At 43.1% G+C, this 15986-nt stretch carries 14 protein-coding genes, 1 tRNA gene and 1 other RNA gene; 14 read left to right on the top strand and 2 right to left on the bottom strand.

Translation table 11 applies throughout. From position 1 onward, the window contains the following. Positions 1–67 precede the first annotated feature (67 nt). The 8 genes from E2R51_RS07555 (at position 68) to eno (ending at position 7743) form a co-directional block, all read left to right on the top strand. Positions 68–139: transfer RNA gene (locus E2R51_RS07555), tRNA-Arg, on the top strand. Between the two features lie 99 nt (positions 140–238). Continuing rightward, positions 239–478, top strand: coding sequence for a glutaredoxin family protein (locus tag E2R51_RS07550; RefSeq protein ID WP_483299920.1), 240 nt, complete (start codon positions 239–241; stop codon positions 476–478). A gap of 180 nt (positions 479–658) precedes the next feature. Further along, a complete protein-coding gene (locus E2R51_RS07545) occupies positions 659–1696 on the top strand; it encodes a sugar-binding transcriptional regulator (RefSeq protein WP_133376453.1) in 1038 nt (345 codons plus the stop codon). A gap of 44 nt (positions 1697–1740) precedes the next feature. Beyond that, positions 1741–2748, top strand: a complete 1008-nt coding sequence (gene gap / locus E2R51_RS07540) for a type I glyceraldehyde-3-phosphate dehydrogenase (protein WP_133376452.1) — start codon at positions 1741–1743, stop codon at positions 2746–2748. A gap of 139 nt (positions 2749–2887) precedes the next feature. Beyond that, a complete protein-coding gene (locus E2R51_RS07535) occupies positions 2888–4075 on the top strand; it encodes a phosphoglycerate kinase (protein WP_133376451.1) in 1188 nt (395 codons plus the stop codon). A 64-nt stretch (positions 4076–4139) separates the two neighbouring features. After that, complete coding sequence (gene tpiA, locus E2R51_RS07530; RefSeq protein WP_133376450.1) at positions 4140–4901, top strand: triose-phosphate isomerase; 762 nt, start codon at positions 4140–4142, stop codon at positions 4899–4901. Then, the gene (gpmI, locus tag E2R51_RS07525) at positions 4894–6426 is read left to right on the top strand and encodes a 2,3-bisphosphoglycerate-independent phosphoglycerate mutase (RefSeq protein ID WP_133376449.1); all 1533 of its coding nucleotides are present in this window, start codon (positions 4894–4896) and stop codon (positions 6424–6426) included. The genes tpiA and gpmI overlap by 8 nt, the downstream gene beginning before the upstream one ends. Positions 6427–6450: 24 nt before the next feature. After that, positions 6451–7743, top strand: a complete 1293-nt coding sequence (gene eno, locus E2R51_RS07520) for a phosphopyruvate hydratase (protein WP_133376448.1) — start codon at positions 6451–6453, stop codon at positions 7741–7743. 287 nt (positions 7744–8030) lie between these two features. Here eno and E2R51_RS07515 read toward each other — a convergent pair whose 3' ends face one another. Together E2R51_RS07515 and E2R51_RS07510 are read right to left on the bottom strand one after the other, a co-directional pair. Continuing rightward, a complete protein-coding gene (locus E2R51_RS07515) occupies positions 8031–8822 on the bottom strand; it encodes an ABC transporter permease (protein ID WP_240732999.1) in 792 nt (263 codons plus the stop codon). Continuing rightward, positions 8815–9771: an ATP-binding cassette domain-containing protein gene (locus E2R51_RS07510; protein ID WP_133376447.1), complete on the bottom strand. Its 957-nt coding sequence runs from the start codon at positions 9769–9771 to the stop codon at positions 8815–8817. Before E2R51_RS07510 ends, E2R51_RS07515 begins: the two co-directional genes overlap by 8 nt. 445 nt (positions 9772–10216) lie before the next feature. Between E2R51_RS07510 and secG the strand changes: the two genes are divergently transcribed. The 6 genes from secG (at position 10217) to E2R51_RS07480 (ending at position 15816) form a co-directional block, all read left to right on the top strand. Continuing rightward, positions 10217–10450: a preprotein translocase subunit SecG gene (secG, locus tag E2R51_RS07505; protein WP_133376446.1), complete on the top strand. Its 234-nt coding sequence runs from the start codon at positions 10217–10219 to the stop codon at positions 10448–10450. A gap of 164 nt (positions 10451–10614) precedes the next feature. After that, positions 10615–11367, top strand: a complete 753-nt coding sequence (locus tag E2R51_RS07500; protein WP_133376445.1) for an alpha/beta hydrolase — start codon at positions 10615–10617, stop codon at positions 11365–11367. A 35-nt stretch (positions 11368–11402) separates the two neighbouring features. Next, positions 11403–13775 (top strand): ribonuclease R, encoded by a 2373-nt coding sequence (gene rnr / locus E2R51_RS07495; RefSeq protein WP_133376444.1) that lies wholly within the window; start codon positions 11403–11405, stop codon positions 13773–13775. A gap of 63 nt (positions 13776–13838) precedes the next feature. Further along, positions 13839–14303, top strand: coding sequence for an SsrA-binding protein SmpB (smpB, locus tag E2R51_RS07490; protein WP_133376443.1), 465 nt, complete (start codon positions 13839–13841; stop codon positions 14301–14303). A gap of 135 nt (positions 14304–14438) precedes the next feature. Next, positions 14439–14798: a transfer-messenger RNA gene (ssrA, locus tag E2R51_RS07485) on the top strand. 160 nt (positions 14799–14958) lie between these two features. After that, positions 14959–15816 (top strand): alpha/beta fold hydrolase, encoded by an 858-nt coding sequence (locus E2R51_RS07480; protein ID WP_133376442.1) that lies wholly within the window; start codon positions 14959–14961, stop codon positions 15814–15816. The last annotated feature ends 170 nt before the right edge of the window (positions 15817–15986 follow it).

The raw sequence follows: 15986 nt of genomic DNA, 5'->3' as shown, positions 1-15986 counted from the left end.
CTTAAACTTTTCGGAGCTGGTCAAGCCGCTTCGGCTTTTATTTAATCGAGCTACGTATCTTAGTTTTGCCCTCGTGGTGTAATGGATAACACGTAAGATTCCGGTTCTTGAGATAGGGGTTCGATTCCCTTCGAGGGCGTATGCCGAAACCTTCACTGCATTAGCGGTGGAGGTTTTCTTTCTATATATATTTTTTTTTCAGGCTGAAAGCCCTGCCTGGTTAAAAGGAGCGATGATTGTGGAAGTTATTTTTTATACCCGCCCCAACTGTGGATTGTGTGATGAAGCAAAGCTGCTCTTAGAATTAGTGCAGGAGGACGAACCTTTTAGCATTGAGGAACGTAATATAGAAGAACGGGATGAATGGACAGAAGAATATGGACTGATGATCCCGGTCATAATAGTGGATGAAAAAATAGTACAATATGGCAAAGTTGATTACGTAACGTTAAGTAAACGTTTGCAAAAAAACACTTGACTTTCCTGCTTGAAACCTAATTAATTCCCTGTTATGATAAAAAATGTAGCAGGGATCTTTTTTTTACCCTTGTCGGGACAAAAAATGTCTACGAGGGACAATTATTGTCCATCTTGTTAGTATCCGGCAAATCAGGGAATAGTAAAAAAGATCAACACCAACTGATAAAGGAGCTTTTTTATGCCAACATTTATTGACATCCAAAAGCGATTGGTGCCCAACCTGCTTGATGATCTACAGCGCAAATATCATATATTGCGATCGGTTCGTTTTCTTCAGCCAGTCGGAAGAAGAAGTCTTGCTCAATCACTGGGCATGACAGAACGCGTCCTGCGGAGTGAAGTTGAATTCTTGAAATCTCAGGATTTGCTTCATGTTCATTCATCCGGTATGAGTCTTACAAAAGAGGGGCTTGAGATGTTGTTGCCTCTTGAACGCATGATGAATGAAATAGTGGGTATAAACGTAATGGAGGATTCTTTAAGAGAATTACTTGGCGTTAAACGCGTAATTATTGTACCCGGAAACAGCGATGACTCCCCCTGGGTAAAAGAAGAACTTGGCCGTGCGGCTATTAAAAGCATGAAGGCCTGTGTTGGTGAACATACTACTATCGCAGTTACTGGCGGAACAACAATGTCAGCTGTTGCAGGTATGCTGACACCGGATTTTGCCCCACCTGATACACTCTTTGTTCCGGCAAGAGGCGGGATTGGGGAGGATGTGCAAAACCAGGCAAATGTTATTTGTGCAACAATGGCCCAAAAGTCAGGCGCGAGGCACCGAGTGCTGTATGTACCTGATCAGGTCAGCCGGGAAATGTATGAAACCATTATGAAGGAACCGTCGATAAAAGAAGTGATGGCTTTAATTACATCGGCTTCGATCGTTCTTCATGGAATTGGTGATGCAGCCACTATGGCGAAACGCCGGAATACAAGTGAGGAAGATCTTCAAACGATTTTAGAAGGCAGGGCAGTCGGAGAAGCTTTTGGTTATTATTTCGACGTGCATGGCAAAATCGTTCATAAAGTGAAAACGATTGGCCTTCAATTAAAAGATCTGGCCACCATCCCGAATGTATTTGCGGTTGCAGGAGGATCATCGAAGGCAAATGCCATTCAGTCCTATTTTAAAGGAGCACCACAGTCTTCTTCTACGCTAATAACGGACGAAGGAGCAGCAAAAGAGCTTTTGAAAGGGAGATCTCCCTTTTAAAATAGATAATTAATCCCCAAACATTACTAAGGAGGAACTTATTCATGACAGTTAAAATTGGTATTAACGGATTTGGACGTATTGGACGTAACGTATATCGCGCAGCTTTAAACAACCCGGAGGTAGAAGTAGTAGCAGTTAACGACTTAACAGATGCTAGCATGCTTTCTCACCTGCTTAAGTACGATACAGTTCACGGAACATTAGATGCTGAGGTATCTGTTGATGGAGACGATATCGTAGTTGATGGTCACAAGATCAAAGTTCTAGCTGAAAAAGATCCTGCACAACTGCCATGGGGAGACCTTGGTGTGCAAGTTGTAATCGAGTCTACTGGACGTTTCACTAAACGTGAAGATGCTGCGAAGCACCTTGAAGGCGGAGCGAAAAAAGTAATCATCTCTGCACCAGCTAATGACGAAGATCTAACAATCGTAATGGGTGTTAACGAAGATAAATACGATGCTGGAAGCCACCATGTTGTATCAAATGCTTCATGTACAACAAACTGCCTGGCTCCATATGCAAAAGTATTGAACGACAAATTTGGTCTTAAACGCGGTATGATGACAACAATTCACTCATACACAAATGACCAGCAAATTCTTGACCTGCCACACAAAGATTACCGTCGTGCTCGTGCAGCTGCTGAAAACATCATTCCAACATCAACTGGTGCTGCGAAAGCTGTTTCTCTAGTACTTCCAGAGCTTGAAGGTAAATTGAATGGTATGGCTATGCGTGTACCAACACCTAACGTGTCACTAGTTGACCTTGTAGCAGAATTTGATCAGGAAGTAACAGCTGACCAAGTTAATGCAGCTCTTAAAGAAGCAGCAGAAGGTCCACTTAAAGGAATCCTTGCTTACAGCGACGAGCCACTTGTATCAACTGATTACAATGGTAATACTAATTCTTCAATCGTTGATGGTCTTTCAACAATGGTTCTTGAAGGAAACATGGTAAAAGTACTTTCTTGGTATGACAATGAAACTGGCTACTCAAACCGTTGTGTTGACTTAGCTGCTTTCATGGCTGAACAAGGACTATAAGTTAACCTGATTTTATAGTAGAATGTTTGGTTTTTAACCATAACATCCTCTATAATAAGAGGGGATAATGGGGAGCGGGGAAAAATCCCCCTCCCTTTTTTCAAAGTAACCCTCAACAACTACAAGGAGGCCTTTTGCAATGAACAAAAAGAGCATGAAAGACATTGAGCTAAAAGGAAAACGTGTATTTACCCGCGTGGACTTTAATGTTCCAATGAATGAAGGAAATGTGTCAGATGACACACGTATTCGTGCAGCACTGCCAACTATTAAACATCTTGTAGAAGCAGGTGCGAAAGTCATTCTTGCCAGTCACCTTGGCCGGCCAAAAGGGGAAGTGGTTGAAGAGCTTCGCCTGACACCGGTTGCAAAGCATCTTGGCGAACTTCTTGGCAAAGATGTGAAAAAAGTGGATGAAGCTTACGGCGACCAAGCCAAACAAGCTGTTGAGGAATTGCAGGAGGGAGACGTTCTTGTTCTTGAAAATGTCCGTTTCTATCCTGGAGAAGAAAAAAATGATCAGGAGCTTGCGAAAGAATTTGCAGCATTAGCTGATGTATATGTTAATGATGCATTCGGTGCAGCTCACCGTGCCCATGCATCCACTGCTGGAATTGCACAGCATTTACCTGCAGTTTCCGGACTGCTGATGGAAAAAGAGCTGGATGTACTTGGGAAAGCCCTGTCTAATCCGGAACGTCCATTTACAGCAATTATTGGCGGAGCGAAAGTGAAGGATAAGATTGGTGTTATTGATAATCTGTTAGACAATGTGGATAACCTGATCATTGGCGGCGGACTTGCTTACACATTCTTAAAAGCACAAGGCCATGAGATTGGTAAATCACTTCTTGAAGAAGATAAAATTGATTTAGCAAACCAGTTTATTAAAAAAGCAGAAGACAAAGGCGTTAAATTCTACATGCCGGTTGATATTGTTGTAGCAGATGACTTTTCAGACAGCGCTAATACAAAAGAAGTAGCTGTCGATTCGATCCCGTCAGACTGGGAAGGACTTGATATTGGACCGAAAACACGCGAGCTTTACAGTAATGTAATCAAAGACTCGAAGCTTGTAATTTGGAACGGACCAATGGGAGTGTTTGAACTCGAAACTTTTGCTAACGGTACAAAAGCAGTAGGACAAGCCTTGGCGGATGCAGAGGATACATACTCTGTCATCGGAGGAGGCGACTCGGCTGCTGCCGTTGAAAAATTCGGCCTGGCAGATAAAATGAGTCATATCTCAACAGGTGGCGGTGCCTCTCTTGAATTCATGGAAGGCAAAGAGCTTCCAGGTGTTACAGCCTTAAATGATAAAGAGTAGGCACAAACGACTGCTGTAACAGGCAGCTGATTTACAATGAATTGATCATGAAAGGACGATGAAAATGCGTAAACCAATTATTGCAGGTAACTGGAAAATGAATAAAACGGCTTCAGAAGCGCGAGCATTTACAGAAGAGGTTGCATCAAAAGTCCCTTCCAGCGATAAAGTAGAATCAGTTATTTGCTCTCCAGCGCTATTTCTTGAAAGCCTTGTGAATTTAACATCAGAATCACAGGTGGCAATTGGCGCCCAAAATATGCATTTTGAAGACAACGGAGCTTTTACAGGCGAGACAAGCCCTGTGGCATTAAAAGATCTTGGTGTGGACTATGTTATATTGGGTCACTCAGAGCGCCGTGAATTATTTAATGAAACAGATGAGTCTGTAAATAAAAAGACTCATGCTGCATTTCATCACCGACTTGTACCGATTGTTTGTGTTGGAGAAACAAATGAACAGCGTGAAAACGATGAAACAAAAGAGATTGTAGAAGGCCAGGTTAAAGCAGCATTAAACGGATTAACGGATGATCAGGTAAAACAAACCGTTATCGCATATGAGCCGATCTGGGCCATTGGTACAGGTAAATCTTCAACTGCTCAAGATGCTAATGAAGTTTGTGCTCATGTACGTTCTGTTGTGGCAGAACAATATTCACAGGAAGTAGCCGATTCAGTGCGCATTCAGTATGGCGGCAGTGTGAAACCGGCAAATATTAAAGAATATATGGACCAAAGTGATATTGACGGAGCACTGGTTGGTGGTGCAAGCTTAGAAGCGGAGTCATTCCTTCAATTGCTGGAGGCTGGGGCAAATGAGTAAAGCACCAGTTGCCTTAATTATTCTCGATGGGTTTGCTCTTCGGGATGAAATAAAGGGAAATGCTGTAGCACGCGCTAATAAACCGAATTTTGATCGATACTGGGCACAATACCCGCACAATACACTGACTGCATGTGGTGAAGCAGTCGGACTTCCGGATGGACAGATGGGCAACTCAGAGGTTGGCCACCTGAACATTGGTGCAGGACGCACAGTCTATCAAAACTTAACGCGCATTAACATTGGCATTCGTGAAGGAGATTTTTTCGATATCCCGGAATTCCTACTTGCGATTGAAAATGCAAAGCGCAACAACAAAGCTCTCCATATAATGGGGCTGCTGTCTGATGGTGGTGTTCACAGTCATTACAATCACTTATTTGCACTATTAAAGCTTGCAAAAGAACATGGCCTGAGAAAGGTGTATGTTCACGGTTTCTTAGATGGGCGGGATGTTGGTCCCACAACAGCATTAAAGTATATTAAAAACACAGAAGCTCAAATGGATGAACTCGGTGTCGGCGAGTTTGCGTCAATCTCAGGACGCTACTATGCAATGGACCGAGACAACCGTTGGGAACGTGTAGAGAGAGCCTATCGTGTTCTGGTAGATGGTGTTGGTCCGGCCCACCCGTCTGCATCAGAAGGCGTTGAAGCTTCTTACGAGCAGGAATTGCACGATGAGTTTGTTGTGCCTTTCGTTATTGAAAAAGATGGAGAGCCTGTTGGACGCATTGAAGACAATGATTCCGTTATTTTCTTTAATTTCCGTCCTGACCGTGCGATTCAATTATCATCTGCCTTAACAAATCCCGCTTTTGACGGTTTTGATCCGGGTCCAAGAAAACCCATTGATCTGCAATTTGTCACATTTACACATTACAGTGCCAAGGTTAAGGCACATGTGGCCTTTAAAAGCGAAGATTTAAAAAACACCCTTGGGGAAGTGCTGTCTGCTAATGGGCTGACTCAGCTGCGCATTGCTGAAACAGAAAAGTACCCGCACGTTACGTTCTTTATGAGCGGAGGACGTGAGGATGAATTCCCTGGCGAGGAACGCATTTTAATCGATTCACCTAAAGTCGCAACCTATGATTTAAAACCTGAAATGAGCGCTTATGAAGTAACGGACGCGTTGCTTGAACAGATTGAGCATGATCGTTTTGATGCAATTCTGTTAAATTTTGCGAATCCAGATATGGTTGGCCACAGCGGCAAAATGGAACCGACAGTAAAAGCAATCGAAACAGTTGATGAGTGTCTTGGCAAGCTGGTCGATTTAATCCATGAAAAAGGCGGACATGCTATTATTACCGCTGATCACGGAAACTCTGATGAAGTAACGACCTTTGAAGGAAGCCCGATGACCGCTCACACGACAAATCCCGTGCCTGTGATCGTGACAAAAGAAGGCGTAACACTTCGCGAAGGCGGAATTCTTGGAGACCTTGCCCCAACGATGCTTGATTTATTTAACATCGAACTGCCTGCAGAAATGACTGGCCGTTCGCTCATTAAAAAATAAAACCACTAAAAGGAGAGTTACTATATGCCATTTATTACAGACGTATATGCACGTGAAATTCTTGATTCACGCGGCAACCCAACAATTGAAGTAGAAGTTTACACAGAAAGCGGCGCATTCGGCCGTGCTCTTGTTCCATCCGGTGCTTCAACTGGTGAGCACGAAGCAGTTGAACTTCGTGATGGAGACAAAGGACGCTACCTTGGTAAAGGTGTTCTGCAAGCCGTTGAAAACGTAAATAATGTAATCGCACCAGAATTAATTGACAGCTTCTCTGTTCTTGATCAAGTGTCAGTCGATAAAGCAATGATCGAACTTGATGGTACAGAAAACAAAGGTAAATTAGGCGCTAATGCAATCCTTGGCGTTTCAATGGCTGTTGCACATGCAGCTGCTGACTACCTTGATCTTCCACTTTATCAGTATCTTGGCGGATTCAATGCAAAACAACTTCCAGTTCCAATGATGAACATCGTTAATGGCGGCGAGCACGCTGATAACAATGTAGATATCCAGGAATTCATGGTTATGCCTGTTGGAGCTGAAACGTTCCGTGAAGGACTTCGTATGGGAGCAGAAATTTTCCACGCGTTAAAATCAGTGCTTCAAGGTAAAGGTCTTAATACAGCTGTAGGTGACGAAGGCGGATTTGCTCCAAACCTTGGATCAAATGAAGAAGCCCTTTCAACGATCATCGAAGCAATCGAAAAAGCTGGCTACAAGCCTGGAGAAGAAGTTCTTCTTGCAATGGACGTAGCTGCTTCTGAAATTTACAGCAAAGAAGACGGCAAATATCACTTATCAGGTGAAGGTGTTGTAAAAACATCAGCTGAAATGGTTGACTGGTATGCTGAACTTGCAGACAAGTACCCAATCGTGTCTATCGAAGACGGTCTTGACGAAAACGACTGGGATGGCTTTAAACTGCTAACAGAACGTTTAGGCGATCGCGTACAACTTGTTGGTGACGACTTGTTCGTAACTAACACTACAAAACTTTCTCAGGGTATTGAGCAGGGCATCGGCAACTCAATCCTGATCAAAGTGAACCAAATTGGTACATTAAGTGAAACATTTGATGCAATCGAAATGGCTAAACGCGCTGGTTACACAGCGGTAATCTCTCACCGTTCAGGTGAAACAGAAGATGCAACAATTGCTGACATCGCTGTTGCAACAAATGCTGGTCAAATTAAAACAGGTGCACCATCACGTACAGACCGTGTTGCAAAATACAATCAGCTTCTTCGAATCGAAGACCAGCTGGCTGAAACGGCTCAGTACCTTGGAGCAAAAACTTTTTATAACCTACGCTAATTGCGTATCGTCAGGCATTCCGGCTGCCAGGCGAAATACAAAAAACCGTCAGTCCTCTCAGGCTGACGGTTTTTTATTAATTTGGCTTTGTTAAACCAGGATGTTGATTGCAGCACGAAGGTGCTCGCTTTCCGCGGGGCGGGGGTGAGCCCTTTTCAACGCTCCGCGTTTCAAAAGTCTCACCTCTACCGCTACATCCCGCAGGAGTCTCAAACCTTCAGCTCCAATTAACAGTGTACAAATATCAATAATCGAATTTAACAAAGCTATTAATTTAAATGTAAAAATTAATCTGTACTAACTGCACGTTTTGCAGAAACAGCTGAAAAGGTAATGGTAATTAGACAAAGCCCTGCAATAACAAGAAAACCAAGAATAATTGGCCACGGCTCTCCAAAGCCGTCGATTAATACCGTGCGCATTGCTTCAAATAAATAGGTTACCGGATTAATCGCTGCTGCTGCTTTCAGCCACTGTGCTTCAATCAGCTCATAAGGTACAAAGGTGGTGCTTAGAAAGATAAGAGGGAAAAAGATAAATGTTCCTGCCTGGGCAGATTGCGCATTTTTTGCACGTAGCGCAATACCGACGGAGTATCCGGCAAACGCCAGCCCCCAGCCGAGAGTTAATAAAAGAACGACGAGAACGCCCATAGCCCCTCCTGCTACCTCTAAACCAAGTAAAAATCCAACAGCAATAATCAAACCTGCTTGAATAACCAGCTGCAGCATACCCGCGATAATGGGTCCCAACACGATGGCAAGGCGTGAGGTCGGTGTCAGCAGAAGTCTTGAGAAAAAACCATTATCCAAATCCTTAACCAGCGCCTGCCCCGCACCGCCAGCACCACCAATCGCAGCCGAAACAATGGAAACCGGCAAAATAAACGCCAGGTAATTCGCTCCTTCAAAAGCAGGTAGGTTGGCAATTCCGCTCAAACCGGCTTCATAGACAAAAAGAAAGAACATACTGATGGCCAGGTTAGGAACAAAAATAAGCGGATTACGCAGAATAGTGATCAGACTTCTTTTCGTCATAACCAGCGTATCCATAGCAAAAGAGCTTTTGGTCTCATTCACTTGTTTCAACCTCCTTTTTCTGCTCCTTTGTCACTTGAATAAATACATCGTCAAGCGATGGAGGCTGAACATTTAGTTTTGACGGATGGAGCCCATGCTCATCAAGCGTACGGATCAGGTCCACTAAAATTGATGTGCCATTTTCGGCATAAATCGTTACTTCATTCTTCAGCAGCTCTGCGCTGTGTCTCATTTGATGGGCGAGCTGCTGTGCATGTACTGCCTTCTCATCCGTATCAAACTCAAGCAGAATCGCATCGAATCCAAGTGTTCGCTTTAACTCCTCCGGGGTGCCGGTCGCAACAATTTCGCCTTTATTAATAATGGAAATCCGGTCTGCCAGCTGATCTGCTTCTTCTAAATACTGAGTAGTCAAAAATATTGTTGTGCCTTCTTCTTTATTTAAACGTTTAATTTCCTTCCATATGGCTTTGCGGTTCATGGGATCAAGACCAGTCGTTGGTTCATCAAGAAACAATATTTTCGGCTGATGCACCAGCGTCATCGCCAGATCCAGGCGCCTGCGCATTCCTCCTGAATATTTTCCGCTTAGCCGGTAAGCATCATCAGTTAAGTCAACCAACTCAAGAAGTTCTTCTGCTCGGCTGCGTGCTGCTTTTTTTGAAAATCCAAATAACCGTGCCTGCAGTTCCAGCAGCTCAATTCCTTTTAAATCAGGATCGATGCCTGTCTCCTGCAGGGCGACGCCAATCTCAAGGCGGACCTTTTCGGGTTCTTTTTTTACATCAAAGCCTGCTACTTCCAGTTTCCCTGAAGTAGGTTTTAACAATGTGGTCAATAGCTGAACAGTGGTAGATTTCCCTGCACCGTTAGGACCGAGAAAAGCAAAAAATTCTCCATCACCAACTTGTAAGGAAACGCCTTTTACTGCCTGCACATTTCCTTTAAACGTCTTGACAACATCCTCAACATATATTTTACCGCCCATCTATTCTCACCTCTTCCGACATTAGTGTCAGTCACTTGCTGATTTTATTTTATGTGGAAAGCGGTTGTTTTACAAATATGAATGCAAGTTGTGAGTGAATTTTTTTTGAGATAGGGTATGTGATTGGCTATTTGGGCGGTGCAGCGTGGTATGACCGAAAAACATGAAATAGTGATCGATATATCTCCAAAGTGTTTCGATAAAAGGTGAAACATGATCGATAAACGCCAGAACATGAGCGATTAAACGAAAAAGTTGATCGAAAAATAATACACCGCCAACTGCCCAACCCAATTTGCCCTTGAACCCCACCAGCTATCCTTCACAAATCCCGCTCATCACTGCGAGCACACCAACCCCTGGCACACTAAAAGAAAGATTGTCTCCAGATGAATGCTGTGATAAAATTGATTCATTGTGATGTTCGTTGCAGGAGGTGGGACTCATGGAAACTTTATTAACAGTGTTGCTGGTTATTACATGTATTTCTTTGATTGTGGTCGTATTATTGCAATCCGGTAAAAGTGCTGGTCTATCAGGCGCGATCTCAGGTGGTGCTGAGCAGTTGTTCGGTAAACAGAAAGCGCGGGGAATCGACTTAGTATTGAACCGTATTACAATTGTACTTGCGGTATTGTTTTTCGTTTTAACTATTGCTGTCGCATTCGTTGTAAAATAATAAACACATGCCCTGATCAAAACACTATTGGTCGGGCTTTTTTTATTTGCATGGGGCATGCTAGGCAGACAGCAAACGTCTTTCATTAAACAGTACATTAGCATTTTGTCCGTCACTTTACTAAAATTAAAGTAATAATTGACTATACAGGAGTGAAAGATTCAATGAAACTAAATTTGCCAAAACCATTTACATTTGAAGGAGGAAAGCGGGCTGTTCTTTTGTTGCATGGATTTACAGGCAATTCGTCTGACGTTCGCATGCTCGGCCGCTTTTTGGAGAAAAATGGCTACTCTTCGCACGCACCTCATTATAAAGGGCATGGAGTTCCACCGGAAGAACTGGTGAAAACGGGACCTAAAGACTGGTGGAAGGATGTAATGAAGGGCTACGATCATTTAAAGAGTCAGGGATATGAAGAAATTGCTGTAGCCGGACTTTCTTTAGGGGGCGTATTTTCGCTTAAATTGGGTTACACTGTACCTGTGAAGGGTATTGTGACGATGTGTGCGCCAATGTACATAAAGAGTGAAGAAGTCATGTACAAAGGAGTTTTAGAGTACGCCCGCGAATTTAAAAAGTATGAAGGTAAAGACGAAGAGCAGGTCGAAAAAGAAATGAAAGAATTCGCTAAAACACCGATGGAAACATTAGCAGCGCTTCAATCATTAATTGGTGATGTGCGAAACTCGGTCGATATGATTTATACACCGACATTCGTGGTGCAGGGGCGCCATGATCATATGATTAATACTGATTCAGCAAATATCATTCATGATAATGTTGAAACTGATGATAAAAAACTTAAATGGTATGAAGAATCCGGCCATGTCATTACGCTTGATAAGGAAAAAGAACAGCTTCATCAAGATGTACTCCAGTTCCTGGATTCACTTGACTGGTCTGTTGAAAAATAAATAGATAAAAACGCTGCAGAGGAGGGGTTTAGTCAATGGATGAAAATATGAAGAAAATGATGGATGACCTGCTGGCTTTTATGCGGGATGAGGTGTACAAGCCTTTAACCGTTCAGGAGCTTGAGGAATCCTTTAAAATTGAGGATTCAGATGATTTTAAATATCTCGTAAAGGCATTAGTATTGCTCGAAGAGAAAGGGCGCATCGTCCGCACCCGAAGCAACCGGTATGGTCTGCCTGAAAGAATGAACCTGGTACGCGGCAAGCTTTCTGGCCACGCAAAAGGATTTGCCTTTTTAATCCCGGAAGAAGCTGATATGAATGATGTGTTTATTCCGCCAAACGAAACCGCCAATGCCATGCATGGCGATACTGTACTGGTGCGTGTATCAAAAGAATCTTCTGGCGGACGTCAGGAAGGCACGGTTGTTCGTATCATTGAACGCGGTGTGACACAGGTCGTTGGAACGTATACGGAAAGCTCAAATTTTGGTTTTGTTATACCGGATGATAAAAAAATGGCCAGTGACATCTTTATCCCCAAAAATGCAAGCAAAGGGGCAATAGAGGGTCATAAAGTCATTGTTCAAATTACAGCCTATCCTGATGGACGTAAAAGTGCTGAAGGAGAAGTTAGTGAGATTCTTGGACATAAAAATGATCCGGGAGTGGATATCTTATCTGTCATCCATAAGCATGGCATTGAGGTTGAATTTCCGAAAGAAGTATTAAAGCAGGCGAATGAAGTTCCGGATGAAATTGATCCGGAAGACCTGAACGGCAGACGGGATCTTCGTGAAGAAGTGGCGGTTACAATTGATGGTGCCGATGCGAAGGATCTGGATGATGCAATCTCACTGAAAAAACTTGATAACGGCAATTATCTTCTTGGCGTTCACATAGCAGATGTCAGCCATTATGTGACAGAAGGTTCACCGCTTGATGAAGAAGCCTATGACCGCGGAACGAGTGTGTATTTAGTTGATCGTGTTATCCCTATGATTCCTCATCGATTATCGAATGGAATTTGTTCATTGAATCCTAAAGTGGATCGATTAACGCTGTCTTGTGAAATGGAAATCGATCAAAACGGCGGTGTGATCAATCACGATATTTTCCAAAGTGTGATACGGACGAATGAGCGAATGACTTATGGCGATGTAAACTCGATCCTCGTTGATCATGATGAAGCGCTTATTGCTAAATATGAAACGCTTGTGCCAATGTTTAAAGACATGGAAAAACTGGCTGCTATATTGCGGGACAAACGTTTTGGACGAGGCGCAATCGATTTTGATTTTAAAGAAGCAAAAGTATTTGTAGATGAAGAAGGCCACCCAACCGACATAGGCATTCGGGAACGGTCAGTGGGTGAAAAACTGATTGAAGAATTTATGCTGGCTGCAAATGAAACAGTGGCAGAGCATTTTCACTGGATGAACCTGCCGTTTATTTACCGAATTCATGAGGATCCAAAGGAAGAAAAGCTGCAGCGATTCTTTGATTTTATTACGAACTTTGGTCTTGTTGTAAAAGGCTCTGGAAATGAAATTCATCCAAGAGCATTGCAGGAAATTATCGATGATGTAGCGGGCCGTCCAGAGGAAATGGTTGTTTCCACGATGATGCTTCGCTCTATGCAGCAGGCAAAATATGACGACAACAGCCTGGGACACTTCGGGCTTGCAACAGAGTTTTATACTCATTTTACTTCACCAATTCGAAGATATCCTGATTTGATTGTGCACCGTTTGATCCGTACTTATTTGATCAACAAAAAGGTCGATCAAAAAACACAGCAAAAGTGGAGTGACCGCCTTCCTGAGATTGCTGCCCATACATCCGGCCGCGAACGCCGTGCTGTGGACGCAGAACGGGAAACGGATGAACTGAAAAAAGCAGAATATATGCTTGATAAAATCGGGGAAGAATTTGACGGTGTTATCAGTTCAGTTACTAACTTTGGGATGTTTGTTGAACTACCTAACACCATCGAAGGACTAGTGCATGTCAGCTATATGACAGACGATTACTATCGTTTTGATGACCGCCATATGGCGATGATTGGGGAACGTACTGCCAATGTATTCCGCATTGGGGATGAAATAACGGTGCGTGTAGTCAATGTGAATAAAGATGAACGTGCGATTGATTTTGAAATTGTGGGAATGAAAGGTACACCTCGCCGTGACCGACGGGAAACGGCCCGAGTCATTCAAAGCGGAGGCGGACGCGGGAAATCCGGGTCTTCTGACAAGCGCGGCGGAAAGCAGCGCTCCGGCAGTGAACGTCCTTCGGTTGCCACTTCTGAAAAGAAGAAAAAGAAGAAAAACAAATTCTTCGGCGGAAACTCAAACAGTGCGAATAAAAATACTAAAAACCAAAAGAGCCGCAAGAAAAAGCGGTAGATATACAGGCGGGGGCGGCAGTGGAAGCACTGCCGCATTGCTCGCTATAAGGAGGAGCCACTAATGCCAAAGGGATCAGGAAAAGTTGTTGCACAAAATAAGAAAGCAAATCATGATTATTTTATAGAAGAAACCTATGAAGCGGGAATTGTCCTGCGGGGAACTGAAATCAAATCAATTCGCAACGGCCGTGTTCAATTAAAAGATTCATTTGCCAGAATCAGCAATGGCGAGGTTTTTTTAAACAATGCCCATATCAGCCCGTACGAGCAGGGAAATCAGTTTAACCATGATCCGCTGCGTGAACGTAAACTATTGCTTCACCGCCAGCAGATTAATAAGTTAATAGGAGCAACAAAGCAGCAGGGCTACTCAATCGTGCCGCTTAAAATGTATTTAAAAGACGGTTTTGCAAAGGTTCTTATTGGACTTGCAAAGGGTAAGAAAAATTATGATAAGCGGGATACACTAAAGAAAAAAGAAGCGAAACGCGAAATTGCCCGGGCATTCAAAGATAGTCAGCGGTAATCAAACTGGTTGAAAAAATTGCAGTTTATGTTATACTGTTAGTAGTCGCTCAAAGCGACAATGCAACTCAATCCCGACTTTTACCGGGAATCCCGTACAAGAAAAAGGATCATATCCTCTTTCTTCCTTGATCAAGGGGACGTTACGGATTCGACAGGAATGATTCGAGCTTGAGTCGCGAGCCGGAGGGATCGTCTTCGTCATCAACGTCAACACAAATAGTTAACAACAAACAAGATTTAGCTCTAGCTGCCTAATACGCACTTGAGGCCTCACCTGTCTATCTCCCATGTAGACCTGTATGAGGCTCACTTATCAGTGGGATACGCTGTTCGGCCACCATCTGAGGTCGACTGAAGAGACTAATCAGATTAGCCACTTGGACGCCTGTCAATCGGCATAAGAGCTGGCGAAATGCGAATTGATTGAATACGCTCGTAGACGCTTAAGTGTGAAAGTTTCTGGACGTGGGTTCGACTCCCACCGTCTCCACCAAATACATATTTGGTGGCAAATTGTTTTAAATCACATACTTTTGAAGTTATAAGAACTGCAGTCACTGACTGCAGTTCTTTTTATGGTTAAATATAATGTTTGCATCCTCCAATTTAAGAGTAAAGAAAACAATAGGAAAAATATGAATGGAGGAAAAAGCATGAATCAATTGGAATTTACAAAAATAAAAGTAAATGGCGTTACCTTACATACAGGAACAGCCGGACCTGAAGATGGTCCGCTTATTGTGTTATTGCATGGTTTTCCTGAATTCTGGTACAGCTGGAGACATCAAATTGAACCGCTGGTGGAAAAAGGGTACCGTGTGGTGGTTCCCGATCAAAGGGGCTATAATCTAAGCGACAAGCCTGAAGAGGTCAGCAGCTATCAGCTGGATGAATTAAGAGATGACGTTATTGGGTTAATAAAACACTTCGGACGTGATAAATCAATCATAGCCGGCCATGACTGGGGAGGAATTGCAGCATGGCATCTTGCATCGACCCGTCCTGAATTTGTTGAAAAGCTAATTATCCTTAACAGTCCTCATCCAGAGGTATTCAGCAAGGTTATAAGAAAATCACCCAGCCAGTTATTACGAAGCTGGTATGTACTATTTTTTCAAATCCCGCGTCTTCCAGAAAAATTGCTTCAGGCAAATGATTATGAGTTTTTGAAAAAATCATTATCGGGATCTGGGGAAGGGAATGCATTTAAGCCGAACGATATCAATAAATATACTGCTGCCTGGTCTCAGCCCAATGCGGTGCGATCAATGATTAACTGGTATAGAGGATTAAGCAGCGGTCTGCGGGATCAGGTATCTTTCCCAAACATTGATTTGCCCGTTCAAATCATATGGGGATATAGAGATTCTTTTTTAACCCTGCAGGTGGCTGAGGAAAGTGCTAAAAAGTGTGCCAATGCAAATGTGACACTTGTTGACGCAACTCATTGGGTTCAGCATGAACAGCCTCGTATTGTGAATCAATTCATTCTGGATTTTATTGCTAAATAACAAGATGTTTTTGGAGCCAGCCGATTCTGCTATCGGCTGGCTTGCTATGTTTTTGTGGAAAATGTACCTAAGTACTTTAAATGCAATGAATTTTATTATATAATTACGGGTGATGCAAATTAACAGGGTATGATTTTTAGATTTCCGACGGGTCAGTGAAATAGATATCG

Origin of the sequence: Jeotgalibacillus sp. S-D1 (assembly GCF_004358665.1) — a bacterium.
GTDB lineage: Bacteria > Bacillota > Bacilli > Bacillales > Jeotgalibacillaceae > Jeotgalibacillus.
The sequence above is the reverse complement of the archived record's forward strand: the minus strand, read 5'-3'. Positions and strand labels throughout refer to the sequence as shown.